Genomic DNA, 22,061 nt, shown 5'->3' with positions numbered 1-22,061 from the left:
CCAACCATTTATTTACTCAAAACATTACACTTGCACTGGCCGTAAATCAGATCGAATGAATCCTTGATTTCTTGCATGATTGATGTAGACCCGTAACCAATTCTGATCATCCTTATGTGGATAATCGCTGCGAAAATGCCCTCCCCTGCTTTCTGTTCGCTCTAAAGCAGCCTCTGTCATGAGCCATGCAACGAGTAACATGTTTTTCTGCTCTAACTGCCATCGATCATCTAATTGATCAACATGAAGTGCTTGCATCATAGAAGGTTCAAGCCATTGTTTCATTTTTTGTAAATGATGTCCGTCACGTTTGATACTCACATTTGCAGTCATTTGCTTTTGAATTTCATCCTTTGTTGGTAGTGGTAACAAAGGGATACTCATTTCTTCAAATGGTAGCTCTCCAACATCCGTCTGTAATGGGTTAGGATTTGTACGAATATGAGTAGCGACCTGTTCAGCAAAAACCAATCCCTCTAATAAGGAATTACTCGCTAGACGATTTGCCCCGTGAACGCCTGTACATGCAACTTCACCGACTGCATACAGCCCGCTTAAAGACGTACGTCCATAGCAATCCGTCTCAATTCCTCCACTAATAAAATGAGCCCCAGGTGCAACAGGTAAAAGCTTTGCTTCCAAATCAACCTTTGCCTGTTTACACCTTTGATACAAACCTGGAAATCTCTCAGGAAAATCTTTAATCGGCTGGTAATTTAAATAAATATGCTCCCCTTGCTTTATCGCCGACTCAATTGCTCTGCTTACGACATCTCTTGGTGCAAGGTCGCCTAACGGATGCCAATCCATCAGCTTATTACCTTTTTCATCGATTAAGTAAGCTCCTTCTCCTCGAACTGCCTCACTAATAAGACCATGTGTCTGACTCTCCTGCACAAGTAATGTAGGATGAAATTGGACGAACTCCATATCCATTAAGTTGGCCCCTGCCCTATAAGCAAGTGCAAAGCCATCACCTGTAGCCTCAGGCACATTGGATGTATATGTATAAAGCTGACCAGCTCCACCAGTCGCAAGCACGATCGCTTTAGCATATATACATTCAGATTTCGTTTGAACACCAATGACTCGACGAGCATCCATCAAAAGCTTTACTACCATCGTCTGTTCGACGATGGTGACTCGACCTTTTAATGCGTTTATAAGCGCATTCGTAAAGACTTTACCCGTTTGATCACCTTTCGCATGGACAATACGACGGTGCTGGTGAGCTCCTTCAAGTCCAAGCATCAAGGACCCATCTTTCTGTTTATCAAATAAAACGCCCATACTTTCTAACATCTTAATGATGTGCGGTGCACGCTTGACCAGCATTTCAACATGGTCGATTTTATGATGGCTTCCACCAGCTTCAATTGTATCGGCAAAATGCTTCTTCCAATTATCAAGTGGTCCGATCGCTGCAGCCATTCCACCCTGTGCCCAGCTTGAATTACTCGTTTCCACATTTGACTTTGTGATAATCATCACATTCATATGATCAGCTAATAAATGGGCTGTCATCAAACCAGCAATCCCGCTTCCAATGACAATCACATCAACCGTTTTTTTGGACATCTCTATTCCTCCAAATGATTTTACAGTTGTCTTGTCACCTATCTTTACATAAAATAAGAGTTGTGACAAGTATTTTTAATTAAGAGATGATTCCGTTTTTTCAAAGGGGGAAAGGAATAAGTATGATTTATTTTGACTATAGCGCAACGACACCAATGTCTGATATTGCTTTACAAACATATCACCGTGTTGCGACCGACTTTTTTGCCAATAGTCGAAGCCTTCACACTCAAGGAATAGAAAGCGAGGAAGTTCTATCTCTTAGCAGACAAACAATTGCTCATGCACTTGATGCAATGGATCGCGAAGTTTATTTCACTGGTTCTGGTTCTGAGGCAACCTTTCTTGCATTAACAGGATTAGCTTTAGCCAATCAAAAAAGAGGACGAACGATCATTACAACAGAAGGCGAGCACCACTCTGTTCATCAAGCGCTAACTTTTTTACAACAACGAGGTTTTACGATTATCTATGTTCCTCTTAATCAATACGGGCAAGTAACAGTCAATACGCTTCAAGCTGTATTGACAAAGGATACGGTGTTAGTTACGATTGCCCATGCTAATAGTGAAATTGGAACAGTTCAAGATCTTTATTCACTTGGGAAAACCTTAGCAGAGCATGATATACTATTTCATAGTGATTGTGTTCAAACGTTCGGTAAACTCCCAATTCCAACAGAGATTCTATCGAGTGTTAGCCTCTCCGCTCATAAATGTTATGGTCCAAAAGGGGTAGGCGCTGCATATATCGATAAAGATGTCTCTTGGGCTCCATTTCTTAATGGAACGACACATGAAAGTGGATTTCGAGCAGGAACAGTCGATGTACCTGCTATCGCTGCATTCGCAGCAGCCATTGATGAGTTTCTCCCTGTTGCCAAGCAGGAGATGAAAAGGCTTAAAGACCTTCGTCAATTGTTCCTTACGTCATTTGAGAATGACTCCCGCATTAGCTTTGAAGGTCATCCAATCAAAAGACTGCCTTTTCATATCGGGCTTCGCGTAAAAGGGGTAGAAGGGCAACTCGTCATGCTTGAATGTAACCGAAATGGCATCGCAATTTCTACAGGCTCTGCATGTCGTGTTGGAGAAAGCCAACCATCTCGTACGTTAATTAGCATTGGTCGAACACCAGCAGAAGCTCATGAACTCATTCGAATCACATTTGGGCGCCAAACAACGCATGAAGAGGTAATGTTGCTTATTAATACATTTAAACAGTTATTGTCGAGATACAAAGGGGATTGATGCACTGTGAGTGATGGAAAGAAAATTTTTGGAGAAACAAGAAGAGAATTAATTATTAATTGGCTTCAAACAAGTGATAGTCCGATAACTGGCGGTGAATTAGCAAAACGAACAAATGTCAGTAGACAAGTAATCGTACAAGATATCTCCATTTTGAAAGCGAAAAAGCATCCTATACTAGCAACTGCCCAAGGCTATATCTACATTCAAACAGAACCATCTCAAAAGGTTAGTCGAATGATCGCCTGTAAGCATACACCCGATGAAACAAAAGAAGAATTATTCACCTTAGTTGACCACGGTGTTACGGTTCGTCAAGTTGTTGTCGAGCATGCTGTGTACGGAGAAATTACCGCTTCATTGATGCTCTCAACTCGCCATGATGTTGAACAATTTTACACACGACTTCAAAAGACTCAGTCCGCTCTTTTATCAGAACTGACAAATGGTGTTCATCTCCATTTAATTGAAGCAAACACAAGTGAGCAACTAGACCAGGCTATTGAAGCACTTGATGAAAAAGGATTTATTTTAAAAGATTAAACGAAAAAGGTCTGACTTCACGTACGAGAGTCAGACCTTTTTTACTATTACCTTACACATTTGCCTTATTAACAGAAAGAGCAAAGCACGGGTAACTGCCAAGAACGTCTACACCACAACCAAGTGCCTCGAGCTCAGAGACCACTCCTGGAATTAATACGTCATCCATTAACCCTTCCACATCGATAATAAAGAAATAATTCCCAAGACCTGTTTTCGTTGGTCTTGATTCAATTTTTGTTAAGTTAAGCTTTCGCCAAGCAAAAGCCGATAAAACTTGGTGCAAGGCCCCTGAGAAATCAGAAGGTAGTGTAATCATAAGCGTCGTTTTATCTTCAACATGATCAGGTCCACTAATCTGTATTTCCTCACTTTGACGACTGAGGACAATAAAACTCGTTCGATTATGGCTATAATCGTGCACATTTGAATGTAATGTATATAAACCGTATTCATCAGCTGCAAGCTCATTTGCAATTGCTGCAATGTTTAAGTCGGGATGTTTTGAGACATAATCTGCTGCAGTACCAGTTGAATTCATATATTCCCACTCAGCATCAGGATACTTCTCCTGTAGGAAATCATGACATTGCGCAATTGCGTGTGGATGTGAAACAATTTTCTCCACTTTTTTTGTTGAATTACTAGGATGAACGAGAAATTGTTGAGCAATCGGCAAAGTCACTCCACCAATAATCGGCACTCGTTGCTTATGAATCAAATAGTCTAATGTCAAATTAACAGAGCCTTCAATTGCATTTTCGATCGGAACAATCGCAACGTCTACTTCTGATTCTGCAACGGCATCCATACAAGAAGGAATCGTACGATATGGAATTAATTCATACTCTTTGAATAAGCCTCTTGCTGCCATTTCTGTAAACGTTCCTTTTGGTCCTAAATAACCAACTTTCATAAAAACCTTACCCCTTCCTATGAGCCTGACCCTACAAGCTCGACCTTTTCCACTGCTTCTAATCCTTCTAACAATTCCATTAGCTCATCTAAGTCAAGTGCCATCGGTGCAGTATCAATTGATAATGTCATGTGAGCCCGACCTTGCAATGGAATCGTTTGATTAATCGTCAAAACATTTGCCCCTGTTTCAGCTACTTTCCCCAAAAGCTGTGACAAAGAACCTGAGCGATCAACTAAAATGATCGACAATGTGATGATTTTCTCTTTTACCATTGTATGAAAAGGAAAGATTCCATCCTTATATTTATAAAAAGCGCTTCGACTAAGACCCACCTTATGTACCGCTTCGTTAATTTTTTTCACTTTCCCTGAATGAAGAAGCTCTTTTGCCTCTAACGTCTTCTCCATAGCATCTGTAAGCATATCTTCTCGTACGAGATAAAACGATTTTCGTGACGCCATATCGTTGTTCACCTTCTTTCAAAGAAACACTATCTTTTCATTATAAAATTGACAAAACTTTTTGACAACAAAACTTTTCAATAAATGTCTTTATCCAATGAAAAACTGTCCCTTCTAAAGAGACAGTTTCCTCATCAAGCTGTAAAATTATTAATCGATGAACTCAAATTCAAATTTTAAAATACGGACAAGATCGCCGTCTTTTGCTCCACGCTCACGAAGTGCATCGTCAATCCCCATCTGACGCATTTGTCTAGCAAAACGACGAACAGATTCATCATGAGAAAAATCGGTCATCTTAAATAATCGTTCAATCGGTGCCCCAGAGATGACAAATACACCGTCATCATCTCTCGTAAGAGCAAACTGAGCTTCTTCTTTTTCATGTCGATAGACAACTCGAGTTGATTTTTCTGTTTCTTCATAAAGAGGAAATTCTGGAGTCTCCTCAATTTTATCTACCACCGTTAAAAGAAGTTCACGAAGACCTTGTCTAGTTACCGCTGAAATCGGGAAAATAGGATAATCATCCTCAAGTTTTTCTTTAAATCGTTCCAAGTTTTCTTGGGACTCTGGCATATCCATTTTATTTGCGACAATGATTTGTGGTCGTTCAAGTAAGCGCAGATTATACTGCTTCAATTCTTCATTAATTAGTAAATAATCTTCGTATGGATCTCGTCCTTCAAGAGCGGACATATCAATGACATGAACGATGACACGTGTCCGTTCGATATGGCGAAGAAATTGATGACCTAACCCTACTCCTTCATGTGCACCTTCAATTAACCCAGGTAAATCAGCCATAACAAAACTTCTGCCATCTTCTGCTTCAACAACACCTAAATTTGGTGTAATCGTTGTAAAGTGATAATCAGCAATTTTAGGCTTTGCAGCTGATACAACAGATAGAAGCGTTGATTTCCCAACGCTTGGGAAACCGACTAGTCCAACATCAGCAAGAACCTTCAATTCAAGAATGACATCACGTTCCTGGCCAGGCTCACCGTTCTCGGCAATTTCAGGAGCAGGATTTGCAGGTGTAGCAAACCGGATATTTCCACGTCCACCACGTCCACCTTTTGCGATAACCGCACGTTGACCATGCTCTGTTAAATCAGCGACTACTTGACCTGTCTCAGCATCAACTACCGTAGTACCTGGAGGAACTTTCACAACCATATCTTCAGCATTTTTCCCATGCATCCCTTTTGGACGCCCGTGATCACCACGAGATGCTTTAAAATGACGCTGATAACGGAAATCCATTAACGTACGTAATCCTTCTTCTACTTCAAATACAACACTCGCTCCACGACCACCATCTCCACCAGCTGGCCCACCATCTGGAACATATTTCTCACGACGGAAAGCAACCATTCCATTTCCGCCATCTCCACCTTTAACATAAACCTTTACCTTATCGACAAACATCCTATCTCTTCACCTCAACTTCTTGTAAAGCGTGTAAGCAGAACACACTCATGTTCATTAGCTTCCAGTAGCTCCACATCTGGCTCCCTTAATAAAAGGTCATTAAGCCAGTCTTCTCGATTCTGTAATGTTCCCTGATAATCAAACGTCAACTCACAATGCCCATCTGTAAATAAAAAAGTAAGGAGGAGATGATTCTCTGTATCAATTGCACTCTCATCCGTTAGTTTTTCCATTATTTTCTTGCATAAACGGAATAAATGCTCATCTTTATCTGCAAGAGAAAAGACATCACCCACTACATCTATTTCTAATTTCATCTGTCTGCAGTACCAATTATACGTCAAAAGATAATGAACAACACTTGGGGCTTGTATATTAGAAATTTTACTTTCACAGCTCGCCTGTCGAGCCACTTCGTTAATAATTTCTTCGATTCGGTCATAACGTTCAAGTGCTAAATTACCCTTAATTAGCTGCATAACGTTTAACCAATCATGACGCGTATGACGAAGCGCCTCTATTATATCTATATGATCAGCCATTTCGACTCGCCTCGTCTTTCCCCGAATAGTATGATTCCATCAAGTCGATTACTCCGCTTATCTTACCACAAAGTAGTATCATTAAGGAAGGCGACAATAATCGATCTTTTCATTGACATATAATTATCCTTTAAAAACACATGAAACCATGCGATCTTACCTTATGTATTCACACTTACCAATTAGTCGATTCGAAACCGATTGGCGACACGTTGTAAAGATTTTGCTTCTTGCGAAAGTCTTTGTGAATCATTTGCTAATTCATGGACACCTTCGATTTGTTTGTCCATCGTATCAACTGTCGCAATCACTTGATCTGTAAATTGTTGAGCAATTTGATTCACATCACTGATAATCACTTCAAGCTGTTCACCCTCAGCCAACGCTTTTTGAGAAAAAGAACGATTGTGTTCAACAGCTTGTTTCGTTACGCCTGCTGTCTTTGCAAGCTGACGGATGGCTTCTCCAGCTTGTTGGATTACCTTTACCCCTTCATCTATTCCTTCATGGTTGCTTTTTACTTGAATAGCTATTTCATGAATATCACTTCTTGTTTTCTCTAATTCAGTTAGTATACCTGTGGCAAACGTATTTGTTTTTTCTGCTAGCTTACGTACCTCCGATGCCACAACGGCAAAACCACGACCTGCCTCACCTGCTCTAGCAGCCTCAATCGATGCATTTAAAGCAAGTAAATTGGTTTGTTCTGCGATCATGGTAATGGAGGATACTTTGTTCATGACTGAGTCTGTTTCTTTCGTCAATCGAAACATGCTGTCTGAAGAAGATTCAATCACCGTTTGTAAATCTATGATTTTTTTCTCAGATGATTCAATGGCAAGCGTCCCCTGCTCTGCAGAAGCTGCTGCTTTATCTGCCATTTCAAGTGTTTCATTCAGCCCCATCTCCATCTGACGAACATTTTCCATCATACTCTCAACCATTGCATTAGCAGATTGCAATGATGAAAGCTGGGATTCAGATCCTCCTTGAAAGTCTTGCATCATCGCCATTAATCTTTCAAAGGAAGATGATAGTCTTGCAGCTTCATCTGCTTGCGTCTCTGATACTTGATGAACAGAGTTAGCCGAAGTTCGTAATTCCGTCAATAATGTTTGCATGCCAAGAATCACTTTATTTAACTCAAACCCTATTTGATGAAATTCTGTTCTCTGTTTATTTGTTACCTCACTCGTTAAATCCCCTGATGATACTTTTCTTGTTAATTGATACCAAGCTCTAATTTCATTTATTAACGAACGATACACGATGATCGTTAGTCCACTAGCAAATATAAGACTAATTACTATTCCTATCGAAAAGGTCGATATGGTATTCGTTGAAAAGGAAAGAAAAATGAACATAACGATGATAGGTAGGAAAGCTAAGATTGCTAGTCTAGGTCCTAAGAAGGGACGATGCTCAATTTTCCCAAGACGTAAATTAAAACGCTTACCATTTTTAAGTTGGATAATAGGAATAGAAGCATCAAGAACTACTTCACCTGTATTACGTGGATAAACCTGTAATAAGACATCATCTGTCTTCGCAGAATTCAATCCAACTTGATCATCAAATAGTAATCCTTCTCGTAAACGGTTTGTATGTATATGACTAAATCCCGTTTCATCGACGATTAAAAAATACTCATCTTCTTGCAATTGCTCATCTAACAAGTTGCGCAGCTTTTCTTGATTTAATTGAATCGAATCCTCCGATTGCAAATAAGGCTTTAAAAGCTCGGCCGTTTTTTCTACCTTACGTTTTGCTCTTTGTCCTGCCCTTGACTGTTTTCCACTCATCACTATACCCCCGTTTCTATTTCATTATACCGACTATTCAAACTTTTATAAATGTTATATCGACTATTCTTTCACATATGTTGAGTTCATTTCACGATATAAAAAAAGCACCCATCGATGCAAAATTCTTTTTGCCCGATAGAGTGCTTATAAAAATTGATCTTACTGATTGGCATTTAGTACCTTCTCAAGATGGCTCAAATCAATAAATCCTTCTAAATCATCTGAGCTCGTATAGTCTGCTTCCATACCAATTGTCGCCATTTCTTGAATCACGTCTTCGTTTACTTCATAAGTGACTGTCAAACGTTCCATTGCGGCTGCAAGCTCGTCTAAATCTAGCTCTTGACCTGTTAATTCTTTCAAGTGATCAACGACAAGTTGTTGACTTTCCGCTGGATTTTCTTGAATAAACTCAATCGCCTTAACATGTGCCTCTAAATATTTCTCAACAAGTTCAGGATGTGATTCAATAAGGTTTTTATGAGCTACAACAACCGTATTTGTTGATTCTTCTCCCCACGCAAACTCATCCCAATCAAGCAATACACGACCATCTGCTTTTGTTTCTAATACTTGACCCCACGGCTCTTGAGTAGCTGCACCATCAACATCTTCTTGGATAAACAATGTTGATGTATCAGCTGGAGCAGCTGCAAGCATTTCAACAGTACCACCATTAGCAGTCGGTGCCAAATCTGCTTCTTGAAGTGCCTTTCTCAACATAATGTCTTGCGTACTACCAATTACCGGAATCGCAATACGCTTTCCATCTAAATCAGCAATTGTTTCAATATCACTATCCCCGCGAACGACTAGGACTGCCCCACCATTTACAGCACCAGATACTATTTGATAAGAAGGATCTTTAAAGAAAAAGTTCATCGCTGGACCAGGTCCAACTGTTCCAATTTCAATTGCATTGGTAGACATACCTTCCATAAATAAACCACCGTTATTGAACGTTTGTGTCTGAATCTCAATATCTTCACCAAATGCTTCAGCGAAGAAACCTTTCTCAAGACCAACAATCGTTGCAACATGAGTTAAATTTGGAAAATAACCAATCTTTACTGCTGTTTTTTCTTCAGTTGAAGACTGTTCTCCTCCTTCGTTCCCACTTGAGCCACATCCTGCTAGAATAACCCCTAATAAGGTAAGCAAGCTTATAAAAGTTAAGATTGTACGTTTTTTCATCATTCATTTCTCCTTTGCTTGTTTTACTCTATACTCGTTTAATGCCCCACTTTTCTTGGACGCGACGCTCTAATCGTAAAAAGACGGCGTTATCCATAATGGTTCCTACAACAGCAATAACAATCATGACCGAAATAACAAGATCCATTCGACCAAGCGCTCGTCCCATTTCAAGTAGTTGACCAAGCCCTTGCCCTGCACCAAGTAACTCCCCAGCCATTAACGCACGCCACGCAAATGCCCAGGCAATACGAAGTCCAGTGATAATATGTGGAATAGACGCTGGAAAAATGACAGTCCGCACAAAGTGGAAGCCACTTGAACCAAGGGTCTTTCCGACTCGTTGGTACAAATTCGGTACATTTTTAAAGCCCGTACTTGCACTAACGGTCATTGTCCATGTTGCCCCAATTGTTACAATAAATAGAATAGCTGTATTGTTAAGCCCAAACCAAACAATTGCAAGTGGAAACCAAACAATACTTGGAATTGATTGAAGGGCCGTAATTAAAAAGCCTAATGTATCATCGACAAATTTAAAGCGCCAGATAAGGTAACCGAAAAAAATACCAAGCGTTATTGCGATAAGAAATCCAACCGCTAGCCTTCCCAAACTGTTAAAGATTGCCTCTAATATTTGACCGTCTATAAGGCCTCTGAACAATGTTTCAAACACCTGTGTCAGAGGAGGAAACATAAACGTTGGGTATATCCCAGACCTAGATGTGACTTCCCATATCGCCGCTAGAATCGCGATGAACAGGATTCTCCTCGTCCAAACTGTAATCATCGCCCATCTCCTCCTTTAACACCTTTTCTATCTCTTCTTGAAGTACAGCCAATATTCGTTGCTCAAGATCAAACATGACGTTATCTGTCATAATTCCGCTTTGCATTGTATTAACGGTAAATTCTTTTTTTATATAGCCAGGCCTTGTTCCCATTACCACAATTCGTTGCGATAACTTAACGGCCTCACGAATATTATGCGTGATAAAAATAACGGTAAGCTTTGTTTTACGCCAAATATCAATAAGCTCTTTATGAAGCGTCATTCTTGTTTGTTCATCTAATGCAGCAAAAGGTTCATCCATTAATAAAATATCAGGCTCCATAACAAGTGCACGAGCAATTGCCACTCGTTGTTTCATCCCCCCTGATAATTCATGAGGATAAGCATCCTTATAACGACTTAAATGAACCATTTTTAAAATGTTTAATGCTTTTTCCTCAGCTTCTTTTTTCGGCATTTTTTTGATCTTTAAGCCGTACATCACATTATCAATAACGGATAACCAAGGAAATAATCCTGATTCTTGAAAAACAACGATTCGGTCTGTTCCTGGTCCATTTATTTTCTTCCCATTTACCAATACTTCTCCGTCATCTTCTTTCTCGAGTCCTGCTATTAAATTCAACATCGTTGTCTTTCCACATCCTGATGGACCGAGAATCGAGACAAATTGCCCTTGTTCGATGTCTACATTTATTTGATCGAGTACTTTCAATGTTCCTTTTTGTTTATGAAAGAACGACTTATTCACATTTTTAATCTCTATATGCATTCTTACCACCACCAATTCATACTAAAAAGGTATGTTTTATGGATTTAATACTATGTAAATCTACATACTTTGTCAATATAAAAATATATTCTCACATCATTTCTCCATCTAAATTCAGCCAAACACCCTTATCTGCAACAGGTATAGCCATTTCGTAAACCACTTAAAATCACACAAAATTTGATGATTAAATTTCCGACTCCTTGGCAATAGGTAGAACAGCTCGTAAATATTAAGGAGGATGATGAATGTTTACCCTAGCTGATATACCAATTTTTCTTATGTCTTTGTTTATCATATTGCCGTTAATTACCATCATTCATCAAGCAGGTCATGTCTTTTTTGTTTGGCTTTTTGGTGGAAAATTACGCTTTTCAATAGGAGCAGGTAAGCGTTTATTTGGATGTGGTTCTTTTGAGGTAAGACGTATCTATTTCTGGCATTCTTTTTTTCAATATGAGGAATTAAAGAAAGACACAACCTTTTCACATATTGTGATTTTTCTAGGCGGCTCCCTTTTTAATTTAATTTCGATTTTTATCGTAAATGGCTTAATTACCGCAGGCGTGCTCCCCACTCATATTTTCTTTTATAATTTTGTCTATTTCTCCATTTATTTTATCTTTTTTGCCCTTTTCCCTGCTCGCTATTCAGAGGACCACCCTAGCGATACGATGGCGATTTATGACTTATTAAAATACGGAAAGAAAGTAGATCCCCTAGACTAACGAAACCGAGACTGATCATACTCAGCCTCGGTTTATTAGTGCTTTTTATGACCAACGTGACGTCATCATTTTTCGTCTTGTATAAAAATTCACGCCATCTTTTCCGTTTGCATGTAAGTCTCCATAAAAGGAATTTTTCCAACCTGAGAATGGGAAAAAGGCCATTGGGGCTGGAACATTGACATTGACACCAAGCATACCGACTTCAATGTCTTCACGATACTGGCGAACAGCCGCTCCACTAGAGGTATATAACACCGAACCATTGCCAAAATCAGATTCATTTGTCACTTCAATCGCTTCTGTTAAGTCTTTTACGCGAATAATCGAGAGAACAGGAGCAAAGATCTCATTTTTCCAAATGGTCATGTCCGTTGTTACCTGGTCGAAGATCGTTGCCCCTAAGAAATAGCCCACAAGACCAAGTTCCTTAACATCCTGTCGACCGTCTCGTACTAGATTAGCCCCTTCAGAAAGTCCCTCTTCAATTGCTTGATGAACCTTATCTAAATGAGACATACGAATAACAGGACCGAGATTAACTGATTTATCACAACCGTCTCCTAATACTAATTGATCGGCTGCTTCTATTAATTTCGCAATTAATTCATCTGCAATGTCTTCTGTTACGACGACAACAGATGTTGCCATACAACGTTGCCCCGCACTACCAAATGCTCCGCTAATGATCCCTTCAATTGTCTTCTCCATGTCGCAATCTCCAAGGACAATCGAATGATTTTTTGCACCAGCTAATGCTTGGACTCGCTTCCCGTACTGAGCACCTGTCTTGTACACATATTCCGCTACTGGCTGCGAGCCAACGAACGAGATCGCATTCACGTCCTTGTGCTCAAGAAGGCCATTTACGACATCATGTGCACCGTGTACTAAGTTCAATACTCCTTTAGGCAAACCAGCCTCCATAAACAACTCGACAAGGCGTTGGGCGAGCATTGGCGTTCGTTCTGATGGCTTTAAAATAAACGTATTACCACACGCAATTGCAAGCGGGAACATCCAGCATGGTACCATCATTGGGAAGTTAAATGGTGTAATGCCACCAACAACTCCAACTGGATAGCGGTACATAGCCGACTCCATATCTGTTGCTATATCAGGTAACACGTCACCCATCATTAAACTAGGAGCACCTGCCGCAAATTCCACACACTCAATACCTCGTAGCACTTCACCGTACGCATCATCGTAGCACTTTCCATTTTCCTTAGTAATCAATTCAGCTAATTCTTCATAATGATCCATTAAAAGCTGATGATATTTAAAAAGAATTCGAGCCCTTTTCGGAACAGGTGTTTTCTTCCACGTCTTGTAAGCCTCTTTCGCTGCTTTCACAGCTAAATCGACATCCTCTTTGGAGGAAAGCGGTACTTTAGCAATCTCTTCTCCTGTCGCTGGATTCGGAACACTTTCATATTCCGTTGAAGTTGAATTGACCCAGTCTCCGTTTACAAAATTCTTTAACGTTGTTTCTGTTTTGATCATGATTTTCCAAACCCCTTTTCGCATTATTAATTAAGACATAATGGTTTTCATACAAATGAACTCACTAGCACATTAAATCATCGTTTTTGAATGACTTTCTAATGAATATTCAAACGCAAAAGCTTCACGATATAACGAAATGATTTCACTTTCTGTTGGCACTTTCGGATTATTTCCTGGACTTCCACTCTCAAGTGCATCTCGAGCCATCTTTTCTAACACACGGTTAAATTGGTCTTCTTTTACTCCCCATGTTTTCAAATTAGGGATATCTAAATCACGACAAAGTGTTAGAATATTTGAGACCAAAATATCCGCAACCTCCCTATCTGAAATCCCTTTCAAATCTTGGTATACATACCTTCCAATTTGCGCTAAGCGATCGATACATGACTCTTTACTGTAGTGTAGGACAACCGGTAACAGCATCGCATTTGAAATCCCATGAGGAACGTGGAAAAGTGCCCCTAAAGGTCGCGACATGCCGTGCACTAAGCAGACAGAGGAGTTCGAAAAGGCGATACCAGCTTGCATGGATGCATAGATCATTTTCTCACGCGCTTCTACATTCGCTCCATTATGGTAGGATTCTAGAATGTTTTCAGTTATTAACTTAATAGCAGATAACGCCAACTGATCTGTAAATGGATGTGCTTTTTTAGAGATATAAGCTTCTATTGCGTGAGTGAGTGCATCTACACCCGTTGCTGCTGTCGTTTTCTGTGGAGAAGAGAGCGCAAGTACTGGATCAACAATCGCGATCTCAGGCATAAAGGCTGGCTGCTTGATCATCATTTTCACGTCGTTACTCGTATTTGTGATGACGGTGACATCTGTCGCTTCTGAGCCAGTTCCAGCTGTCGTCGGAATTGCAATTAATGGTAGTGGTTTGTTTTTAACGAGTGTTTTAAAATTCATATAATCACTAATATCACCACTGTTTGTCGCTAACACCGCAACAGCTTTTGCCGTATCAATACAGCTCCCCCCACCTAGAGCGATAACAATATCGCAATTTTCAATCTTTTTTAACTGTAACGCTTCATTTACATATTGGTCGGTGGGCTCACTGACGATATCTGAGTAATCGACATAGTCTACTTTTGCCTGCTCAAGATACCTATGACACCTTTCTACATTACCTAAATCCCTCATCACATTGTCACTAATAATCAGTGCTTTTTGTCCCAGCTTAGCTGCTTCTTCTCCTACTCTTTCAAAACTCCCTTGCCCGTAATAAATACTTCTAGGCAAGTGTACGGCAGAACCATTCATAGACGAATCCCTCCTTAGAGTTATCACATACTTAGAATGCAAGACTCATGCCAACATGTAATTGATTAAAGATGTGTATTCATAAACAAAAAGTGTATACAAAATAATACGTATAATTGTAGTAAATGTAGTTTTTTTGCTACACTTTCACTCAATTTTAAATTGTCTTAGCTTTTTATAAAGTGTTGTTCGATGGATACCAAGTCTCCTTGCTGCCGCTGTTTTATTACCACGCACTTCTTCTAGCGCTTTTTGTATCGTGAGGATCTCCGTTTCGATTCTCTCAGATTTCAGTGGTTGATGGACTTCACGTGTTTTCGTCTGCTGATTTTTTCTAATGACACTTGGTAAATGATGATAGTTAATCGAATCTCCATCGACAAAGTTAATGAATTGTTCGACTACGTTCATTAATTGGCGAATGTTTCCTGGCCAATCATATTCACGTAATGCCTCCATTACTGATTGGTCGACGTTCTTTTGACTAACACCGTATTCCTTTGAAAACCGATTTAAGTAATGAGCAATTAAAGCAGGGATATCTTCTTTTCTTTTTCTTAATGGAGGAATCTCTAGATGAATCACGTTCAATCTGTAGTATAAATCTTCTCTAAAGTCCCCTTCTCTCACACATTCCTCTAATCGTTGGTTTGTCGCTGCAATAATTCGCACATCTAATGAAATGCTCCTACTGCCACCTAGCCTCACTACTTCATTTTCTTCTAACACTCGCAGAATTTTTGTTTGCATGTGAAGTGGCATATCCCCAATTTCATCTAAAAAGATCGTCCCTTTATTCGCTAACTCAAACTTACCTGGGCTTCCTCCTTTTTTCGCTCCAGTAAAAGCCCCTTCCACATACCCAAATAATTCAGCCTCAAGAAGATGCTCGGGGATCGCTGCACAGTTAATTGCAATAAATGGTTCTGTACTTCGTGAACTCAGATTATGTATCGCTTGGGCAAATCCTTCTTTTCCAGTACCGCTTTCTCCAGTAATTAGGACGGTTGATTTCGTTTTTGCAGCTTTTCGTGCCATACTTTTCGTTACATGTAGAGCTTGACTGACTCCTACCATATGTTCAAACGTCTTTCTTTTATTGTGATCATTCTTATATTCAGCATCGATTTTTGAGTTGTTAGCCGTCGAAACTTGGGTCGCATTTTCTAAAATTTGATAGAGCTCCGTTACTCCTTCAAAAATCAACATCCCTATCGCACCAATGATTTGGTCGTTTTGCCAAATCGGGATGCGGTGAACAATCATTTTCTGACCTTGAATCATTTGTATTCCGCCTCTTTCAGGAATACCTGATTTAACGGTTTTATGTAATTGTGTATTCTCAATGACATCTGCAACGTATTTCCCGATAGCCTCTTCAGGTTTTATTCCTAAAAAGTTGCAATACGCTTTGTTCATTTTCACAATGTAGCCATGTTGGTCAACAACAGCAACACCTTCGTAAGCGATTTCTAAAATGATGTCAATTAATTCGACATTATGCTTAATTGATTGAATAAAGTAATCTTTATAGTTCAGTATCTCTTTTTGACTTAAGGAACCAACAAGCTTTTCTTCATGATTAACGACTGGAATGATGTTTCCTTCAAAATTAACATGGATGATCGATTCATCGGCACGCACGATAAAAGGATCTTGTAACCATGATTCTTCTATTTCTTGATGTAGGGGTAACCCTTTTAATAGCGCACGGTAAATCACCTCGCTCGTTAAAATTCCTAAAACACAGTGATCTTTGTTAATCATAATGATATCTTCATTTTTAGCCGTCAACAATTCAAGAATTTGTTGAATAGATTGCTTTTCAAAAATGAGGAAATAAGGAGGCTTCATCCAATAATGCACGTTGTGTTCTAATTGTACATCTACCTCATTCGGTAGATTTCGTTGTTCAAAATGATTAAGCATGATTTCATCTCCCCTGCCCTCGTGATGAGGATACTTGGCGTTACTCACAGGACGTAAGTGGTTTTAGCGAAGTTTTATTATTGCTTGAACGTGAGTGACGTTGAGTTTCTTTTATACCGTGAGCACACTCTTTTCATCCCTACAAATGAATTCGACAACTTTCATTTTCATCCTCTCTTATATCGATAAAAAAGAGTCGATCCCTTATCTTAAGAGAATCGACTCTGTATGAAATAGTAAATAAATATTAAAGTGAAGACATTTAGAGAACATTTCACTTTTGAATTTTAACCTTTTAAAATTCTGCTCACAGCTGCTTCGCCTTGATCAATACAATCAGGTAAGCCAACGCCTTCAAACCCCGCACCACAAAGATGCAAACCAGGTAAATTGCGCATAACATCTTCTTTGATTTTCGCCATTTTATACGTATGACCAACATTATACTGTGGCATTGCCTTTTTCCAGCGTGTTACTCGGTAAAACTCAGGGTCTCCATTAATATCCATAATCTGTTTTAAATCATGAAGAACAGCTTCGACAATCTCTTCATCAGAACGCTCAACGATCGCCGAATCACCAGCCCGTCCTACATAGGAACGTAACAAAGCATGACCTTCTGGAGTAGAATGACGCCATTTCTTATGTGTCCACGTACAAGCCGTAATCGTATGTTTACTTTTTCGCGATACGACAAATCCTGTTCCCTCATAAGGATTATGAACAGCTTCTTTTTTAAACCCTAGCGCAACTGTTGCTACCGTTGTTACTTCCATTTCTTTCAGATAATGAAAATATGAGTAGCTACTTAAAAGTCTTGCCGTCACATGTGGTGGAGTTGTGATAATGACTTCATCAAACAGAAGACTCTCACCATTTGCAAATTGAAGTCGATATTGATCGTCTTCCTTTTGAATCGACGTAATATCCGCCTCTTTATGAATTGAATCCGCATCTAAATGGTTTTCGATAGCTTGAACAAATGATTGGAGACCATTACGAAATGTTAAAAACATTCCTTTCGGTTTTTCTGCAATAGGCTTAGGCTGCTGAGCTCGTGATGCTTTCATTCCTTTGATCAAACTGCCATGCTTCGCTTCCATTTGCTGAAATTGCGGGAACGTCGCTTTTAAGCTGAGCTTATTTAAATCGCCAGCATAAATACCTGATAACAATGGCTCAATTAAGTGATCCACAACTTCATCACCAAGACGATGGCGAAAGAAGTGACCAAGAGAAATATCCTCATCCCTTGATGACGTACGTGATATGAAGAAATCTCCTGCTGCTCTTAGCTTGCCAATTGGTGAAAATAATTTTGTTGTAAGGAATGGTTGGATTTCAGTAGGAACGCCCATCACAGCCCCAGCTGGAATCGGATGAAGTCGATCATCCTTTAGGATATATGCTTGTCCTGTATCATTAGCAAGTAGTTCCTCTTCCATTCCGACTGCTTTCGCTAAGCGCGACATGCTCTGCTTACGAGCTAAGTAAGAATCAGGACCACGTTCAATGACAAATCCATTTACATACTCTGTTTGAATCTTCCCCCCAAGTCGGTCGCTTTTTTCAAAGAGATCATACTCAATGCTGATGCCTTCTGCTTTTGCCAGCTCAAGCTTATGAGCAGCGGCTAATCCAGTAATTCCTCCACCAATAATAGCTACGCGCTTGTTTTGATTCGTCATGAAGACTCACTCTTTCTCTGCAAGCTTTTTCTCAACAACTGTTGCAAGGCATTTGATAAATTCAGGCTTTGCATTAGGCATTTCAGGTCGGTAGTAGTTTATCCCAAGTTCATCAGTGACAACTTTGCATTCATAATCATTGTCATATAGAACTTCTAAATGGTCCGCAACAAAGCCAACAGGACAGTATACGAGTGAAGTATAGCCGTGCTTTTCATAAAGATCACGAGTTAGATCCTGTACATCAGGTCCAATCCATGGGTCAGGTGTGTTCCCTTCACTTTGCCAGCCAATCGTATAATTCGTAATACCTGCAACACTTGCGATAAGATCAGCTGTTTCTTGAAGCTGCTCTGGATATGGATCGCCCATTGCAATGATTTTCTCAGGTAAGCTATGTGCTGAGAAAATCACACAGGATTTTTCCTTATCTTCAATCTTAGCCATCGTTTGCTTTACTTGGTCAGCCCAGTAGTTAATAAAAAGCGGCTCTTGATACCAGCTTTCAATACTATGAATTACTGGACCGCCAATTTTTTCTGACTCTTCCTGTGCACGTCCATTATAAGACTTAACACTAAATGTTGAGAAATGAGGGGCAAGGACGATACTGACTGCTTCTTCAATCCCGTCCTCTTTCATCTTGGCAACAGCATCTTCTACAAATGGATCAATATGTTTAAGACCAAGATAAGCCTTGAATTCGATGTCATCATAAGTCTCATTTAAATATTTTTCTAAACCAAATGCTTGATCTTCTGTAATTTTTGCAAGTGGACTAATTCCGCCAATTGCTTCGTAGCGCTCTGTCAAATCTTCCAATGCTTCTTCAGAAGGCTTGCGACCATGACGAATATGTGTATAATAAGGTTCGATTTCTTCCTTACTTCTCGGTGTCCCGTAAGCCATCACAAGCAAGCCTATTTTTTTCTTCGTCATTTTTATTCACCTCGAATTATTTTTTGTTCATTGAATAATCATGTACAAAAGCCGTTAATCGTTTTAACGTATCTGGGTTCACCTCAGGGAATACACCATGTCCTAGGTTGAAAATAAAGTTTGGACTTTGCATCCCTTGATCTAGAATCGCTTTCGTACGCTCTTCAATCACGTTCCATGGTGAAAGGAGAATAGCAGGATCAAGATTACCTTGTACCGTTTTCTTTACACCAAGATTTCTCGCTTCATTAATGGATAAACGCCAGTCAAGTCCAACGACATCTAACGGTAGATCGTTCCATTCTTGTACTAAATGACTTGCGCCAACTCCGAACATAATAAGTGGAACATTTTCTTGCTTCAATGCAGTGAAAATTTTATTCATGACTGGCTTTACATATGTACGATAATCCGCCACATTTAATGTACCAACCCAAGAATCGAAAATTTGGATAGCTTGAGCACCTGCTGCAATTTGCGACTTTACATACGTAATCGTCATTTCACCAAGCTTGTCCATTAACAAATGCCATGCTTCAGGTTCAGCGTACATAAATGCTTTTGTTTTATTGTAATTTTTCGAAGGACCACCTTCAATCATATAGCTCGCAAGTGTGAACGGCGCACCACCGAAACTAATAAGCGGAACCGTTAATTGCTCACGAAGTAACTTAATCGTATCAAGAACATAAGGTACATCCTCTTTTGGCGTAATGGTGCCTAATCTTTCAACATCTGCTTTTGAGCGGATCGGATTTTCAATAACAGGTCCAATTCCAGCTTTAATCTCAACATCGACACCGATTGCAGGTAATGGAGTCATAATATCCTTATATAAAATCGCTGCATCATTATTATATTGGTCAACTGGAAGCTTTGTTACATATGCACACAATTCTGGTTGGTGAGTGATTTCAAATAATGAATACTTTTCTTTAATCTTTCTATATTCTGGCTGTGAACGTCCCGCCTGACGCATATACCAAACAGGTACATGATCATGTGCTTCTCCTCTACATGCTTTCAAAAATTGATCATTAAAAGTCGTACTCTGACTCATCGTGACACCCTCTCTTCATATCAGCTTACGTAAATGAACGCAACTAGTGGCGTACCCTTACGTAAAGTAATCCTATTTTAACAAAATTCTCAATATCTCTATTTTACTTGAAGCCATGCAAAAATGCATTTTATAATTCATTATTACTATAATGACCGAATAAATGCCTGTATAGACAAACAGGTAAAGTGTCATAAAATTGATGAATGTTAAAGCTTGAGTATACAAATAAAACCCTGTTAGATTATCAGACGTTCTCGACATCATCTGGCAAATAATCTGTTAGAATATATCACAATAGTAGAGAGACTGCCGCAGAAAGATGGCGAACTAGGAGGAGAGAGATGAGTAGCCCCTTTCCATTAACAGTCGGTGAACGCAACATTTTTCCATACTTCCAACCGATTGTTGGAGCTGATCAACGCTCCATTATAGGCTATGAAATTTTAGGACGTTATCTATATCATGATGCTATTTATAGCTTAGGACCTTATTTTCATGAAGACAGCATCGATTTTACACAAAAGCAACGAACGGACCGAATCATTCGAACAAAAGCCCTTAATACGATTCAGCAATTTTCATTTATACAAAAATCTTATTTCTTTAATCTCGATCCTGAAATTTTCACTGTTGAAGAAGATTCATTATTTTTTCAGCAGCTAACAAGTCTCTTCGATACACATGCAGACATTCATCCAACTCAAATTGTATTAGAGATTACAGAAACGGATTTTTTAGAGGATGCCTCATCTTTCTTAGAACGACTCTCAAAATACCGTGATCTTGGTTGTCGTATTGCAGTCGATGATCTCGGTAAAGGATTTAGTAATTTAGAAAGAGTTGCCTTGCTTCAACCCCACATTTTGAAAGTCGACTTACATCTTGTCAAAAATAGTGTAGATAGCCAATCTCATCGGGATGTCCTCTATGCTTTATCCATTCTATCAGAGCGAATTGGCGCCCAGCTTTTATTTGAAGGGATTGAAACAACGGACCAGCTCGAAAATGCCTGGAAAAATGGCGCCCAATATTATCAAGGCTATCTTTTTTCAAAACCAAAGCCGAAGCCTATCGAAACAGTAGATAGTGTTGACATGTTTCACGATCAACTTGAGCAAATGATTCAAGAAGAAACAGAACGTCTTGAAAAACAATACGCTTATGAAGAAGAGCTTAATCATTTACTGAAACGTATGCTTTTAATCATTCCATTTACAAAAGATTATAATCAATATGTCCAACGAATTTGCGCACGATTACCCCAACATTGCTTTCGAGTTTATGTCTGTAATCGGCTCGGTTACCAGTTGTCTGGAAATCACTTAAAGCAAACACATGGTCGTTGGCACATCCTTGCGCATTATCGTAATAAAAACTGGAGCTGGCGACCTTATTTTCTAAAAAATATTGTCAAAATGGAGATCCATCAAAGTGGTTTTTTATCTGACCCTTACACGGATATAGAGACAAATGAGCTTATTCAGACATTCTCCTTTCCCGTCCGAGAAGATACATATCTTTTCATTGACTTAAAACGACCTGCTAAGCATAAATCGAAAAAGAATCGCGTTAGTAGTTAATATAACGTGATTCTTTTTGATCGTTTTTAGTGTTACATGTTGAACCTTTATGCCGACGT

The 22,061-nt window shown here is 39.4% G+C and carries 19 protein-coding genes; 4 read left to right on the top strand and 15 right to left on the bottom strand.

The features are described 5' to 3' along the window. Positions 1 to 24 precede the first annotated feature (24 nt). Positions 25 to 1,578 carry an L-aspartate oxidase gene (gene nadB / locus IQ10_RS10445; protein WP_144450454.1) on the bottom strand — a complete coding sequence of 518 codons (1,554 nt, stop codon included), beginning with the start codon at positions 1,576 to 1,578 and terminating at the stop codon, positions 25 to 27. A gap of 122 nt (positions 1,579 to 1,700) precedes the next feature. On the opposite strand from nadB, the gene IQ10_RS10440 reads away from it, so the two are divergent. Together IQ10_RS10440 and IQ10_RS10435 are read left to right on the top strand one after the other, a co-directional pair. Beyond that, positions 1,701 to 2,828, top strand: a complete 1,128-nt coding sequence (locus IQ10_RS10440; RefSeq protein WP_158640030.1) for an IscS subfamily cysteine desulfurase — start codon at positions 1,701 to 1,703, stop codon at positions 2,826 to 2,828. A 6-nt stretch (positions 2,829 to 2,834) separates the two neighbouring features. Then, on the top strand, positions 2,835 to 3,371 hold the full coding sequence (locus IQ10_RS10435) for a transcription repressor NadR (RefSeq protein ID WP_144450452.1): 537 nt from the start codon (positions 2,835 to 2,837) through the stop codon (positions 3,369 to 3,371). A 52-nt stretch (positions 3,372 to 3,423) separates the two neighbouring features. Here IQ10_RS10435 and pheA read toward each other — a convergent pair whose 3' ends face one another. The 8 genes from pheA to IQ10_RS10395 form a co-directional block, all read right to left on the bottom strand. Further along, the gene (gene pheA / locus IQ10_RS10430) at positions 3,424 to 4,287 is read right to left on the bottom strand and encodes a prephenate dehydratase (RefSeq protein WP_144450451.1); all 864 of its coding nucleotides are present in this window, start codon (positions 4,285 to 4,287) and stop codon (positions 3,424 to 3,426) included. A gap of 17 nt (positions 4,288 to 4,304) precedes the next feature. Then, positions 4,305 to 4,751, bottom strand: coding sequence for an ACT domain-containing protein (locus tag IQ10_RS10425; RefSeq protein WP_144450450.1), 447 nt, complete (start codon positions 4,749 to 4,751; stop codon positions 4,305 to 4,307). Positions 4,752 to 4,901: 150 nt separating this feature from the next. Continuing rightward, positions 4,902 to 6,185 (bottom strand): GTPase ObgE, encoded by a 1,284-nt coding sequence (gene obgE, locus IQ10_RS10420; RefSeq protein ID WP_144450449.1) that lies wholly within the window; start codon positions 6,183 to 6,185, stop codon positions 4,902 to 4,904. Positions 6,186 to 6,199: 14 nt separating this feature from the next. Then, positions 6,200 to 6,730 carry a Spo0B C-terminal domain-containing protein gene (locus tag IQ10_RS10415; protein WP_144450448.1) on the bottom strand — a complete coding sequence of 177 codons (531 nt, stop codon included), beginning with the start codon at positions 6,728 to 6,730 and terminating at the stop codon, positions 6,200 to 6,202. Between the two features lie 182 nt (positions 6,731 to 6,912). Then, on the bottom strand, positions 6,913 to 8,532 hold the full coding sequence (locus IQ10_RS10410; RefSeq protein WP_144450447.1) for a methyl-accepting chemotaxis protein: 1,620 nt from the start codon (positions 8,530 to 8,532) through the stop codon (positions 6,913 to 6,915). A 162-nt stretch (positions 8,533 to 8,694) separates the two neighbouring features. Continuing rightward, entirely contained in the window at positions 8,695 to 9,729 is a 1,035-nt protein-coding gene (locus IQ10_RS10405; RefSeq protein ID WP_144450446.1) for an ABC transporter substrate-binding protein, read from the bottom strand. Between the two features lie 28 nt (positions 9,730 to 9,757). After that, positions 9,758 to 10,516 carry an ABC transporter permease gene (locus tag IQ10_RS10400; RefSeq protein WP_144450601.1) on the bottom strand — a complete coding sequence of 253 codons (759 nt, stop codon included), beginning with the start codon at positions 10,514 to 10,516 and terminating at the stop codon, positions 9,758 to 9,760. Next, positions 10,449 to 11,294 carry an ABC transporter ATP-binding protein gene (locus IQ10_RS10395; RefSeq protein WP_144450445.1) on the bottom strand — a complete coding sequence of 282 codons (846 nt, stop codon included), beginning with the start codon at positions 11,292 to 11,294 and terminating at the stop codon, positions 10,449 to 10,451. Before IQ10_RS10395 ends, IQ10_RS10400 begins: the two co-directional genes overlap by 68 nt. Before the next feature lie 248 nt (positions 11,295 to 11,542). On the opposite strand from IQ10_RS10395, the gene IQ10_RS10390 reads away from it, so the two are divergent. Continuing rightward, positions 11,543 to 12,022: a hypothetical protein gene (locus IQ10_RS10390; protein WP_144450444.1), complete on the top strand. Its 480-nt coding sequence runs from the start codon at positions 11,543 to 11,545 to the stop codon at positions 12,020 to 12,022. 45 nt (positions 12,023 to 12,067) lie between these two features. Here IQ10_RS10390 and IQ10_RS10385 read toward each other — a convergent pair whose 3' ends face one another. From IQ10_RS10385 to hemE, 6 genes are all read right to left on the bottom strand, one after another. Then, positions 12,068 to 13,528: a CoA-acylating methylmalonate-semialdehyde dehydrogenase gene (locus IQ10_RS10385; RefSeq protein ID WP_144450443.1), complete on the bottom strand. Its 1,461-nt coding sequence runs from the start codon at positions 13,526 to 13,528 to the stop codon at positions 12,068 to 12,070. 72 nt (positions 13,529 to 13,600) lie between these two features. Beyond that, on the bottom strand, positions 13,601 to 14,803 hold the full coding sequence (locus IQ10_RS10380) for an iron-containing alcohol dehydrogenase (RefSeq protein WP_144450442.1): 1,203 nt from the start codon (positions 14,801 to 14,803) through the stop codon (positions 13,601 to 13,603). 147 nt (positions 14,804 to 14,950) lie between these two features. Then, positions 14,951 to 16,732 (bottom strand): sigma-54-dependent Fis family transcriptional regulator, encoded by a 1,782-nt coding sequence (locus tag IQ10_RS10375; protein ID WP_144450441.1) that lies wholly within the window; start codon positions 16,730 to 16,732, stop codon positions 14,951 to 14,953. A 287-nt stretch (positions 16,733 to 17,019) separates the two neighbouring features. Next, entirely contained in the window at positions 17,020 to 18,420 is a 1,401-nt protein-coding gene (gene hemY / locus IQ10_RS10370; protein ID WP_144450440.1) for a protoporphyrinogen oxidase, read from the bottom strand. A 6-nt stretch (positions 18,421 to 18,426) separates the two neighbouring features. Continuing rightward, positions 18,427 to 19,359 carry a ferrochelatase gene (gene hemH / locus IQ10_RS10365; RefSeq protein WP_144450439.1) on the bottom strand — a complete coding sequence of 311 codons (933 nt, stop codon included), beginning with the start codon at positions 19,357 to 19,359 and terminating at the stop codon, positions 18,427 to 18,429. Between the two features lie 16 nt (positions 19,360 to 19,375). Then, a complete protein-coding gene (gene hemE, locus IQ10_RS10360; RefSeq protein WP_144450438.1) occupies positions 19,376 to 20,419 on the bottom strand; it encodes a uroporphyrinogen decarboxylase in 1,044 nt (347 codons plus the stop codon). A 344-nt stretch (positions 20,420 to 20,763) separates the two neighbouring features. Between hemE and IQ10_RS10355 the strand changes: the two genes are divergently transcribed. Beyond that, a complete protein-coding gene (locus IQ10_RS10355; RefSeq protein ID WP_144450437.1) occupies positions 20,764 to 22,002 on the top strand; it encodes an EAL domain-containing protein in 1,239 nt (412 codons plus the stop codon). Positions 22,003 to 22,061 lie beyond the last annotated feature (59 nt).

Source organism: Halalkalibacter nanhaiisediminis (genome assembly GCF_007830185.1).
GTDB classification, from domain to species: domain Bacteria; phylum Bacillota; class Bacilli; order Bacillales; family Bacillaceae_D; genus Halalkalibacter; species Halalkalibacter nanhaiisediminis.
The sequence above is the reverse complement of the archived record's forward strand: the minus strand, read 5'-3'. Positions and strand labels throughout refer to the sequence as shown.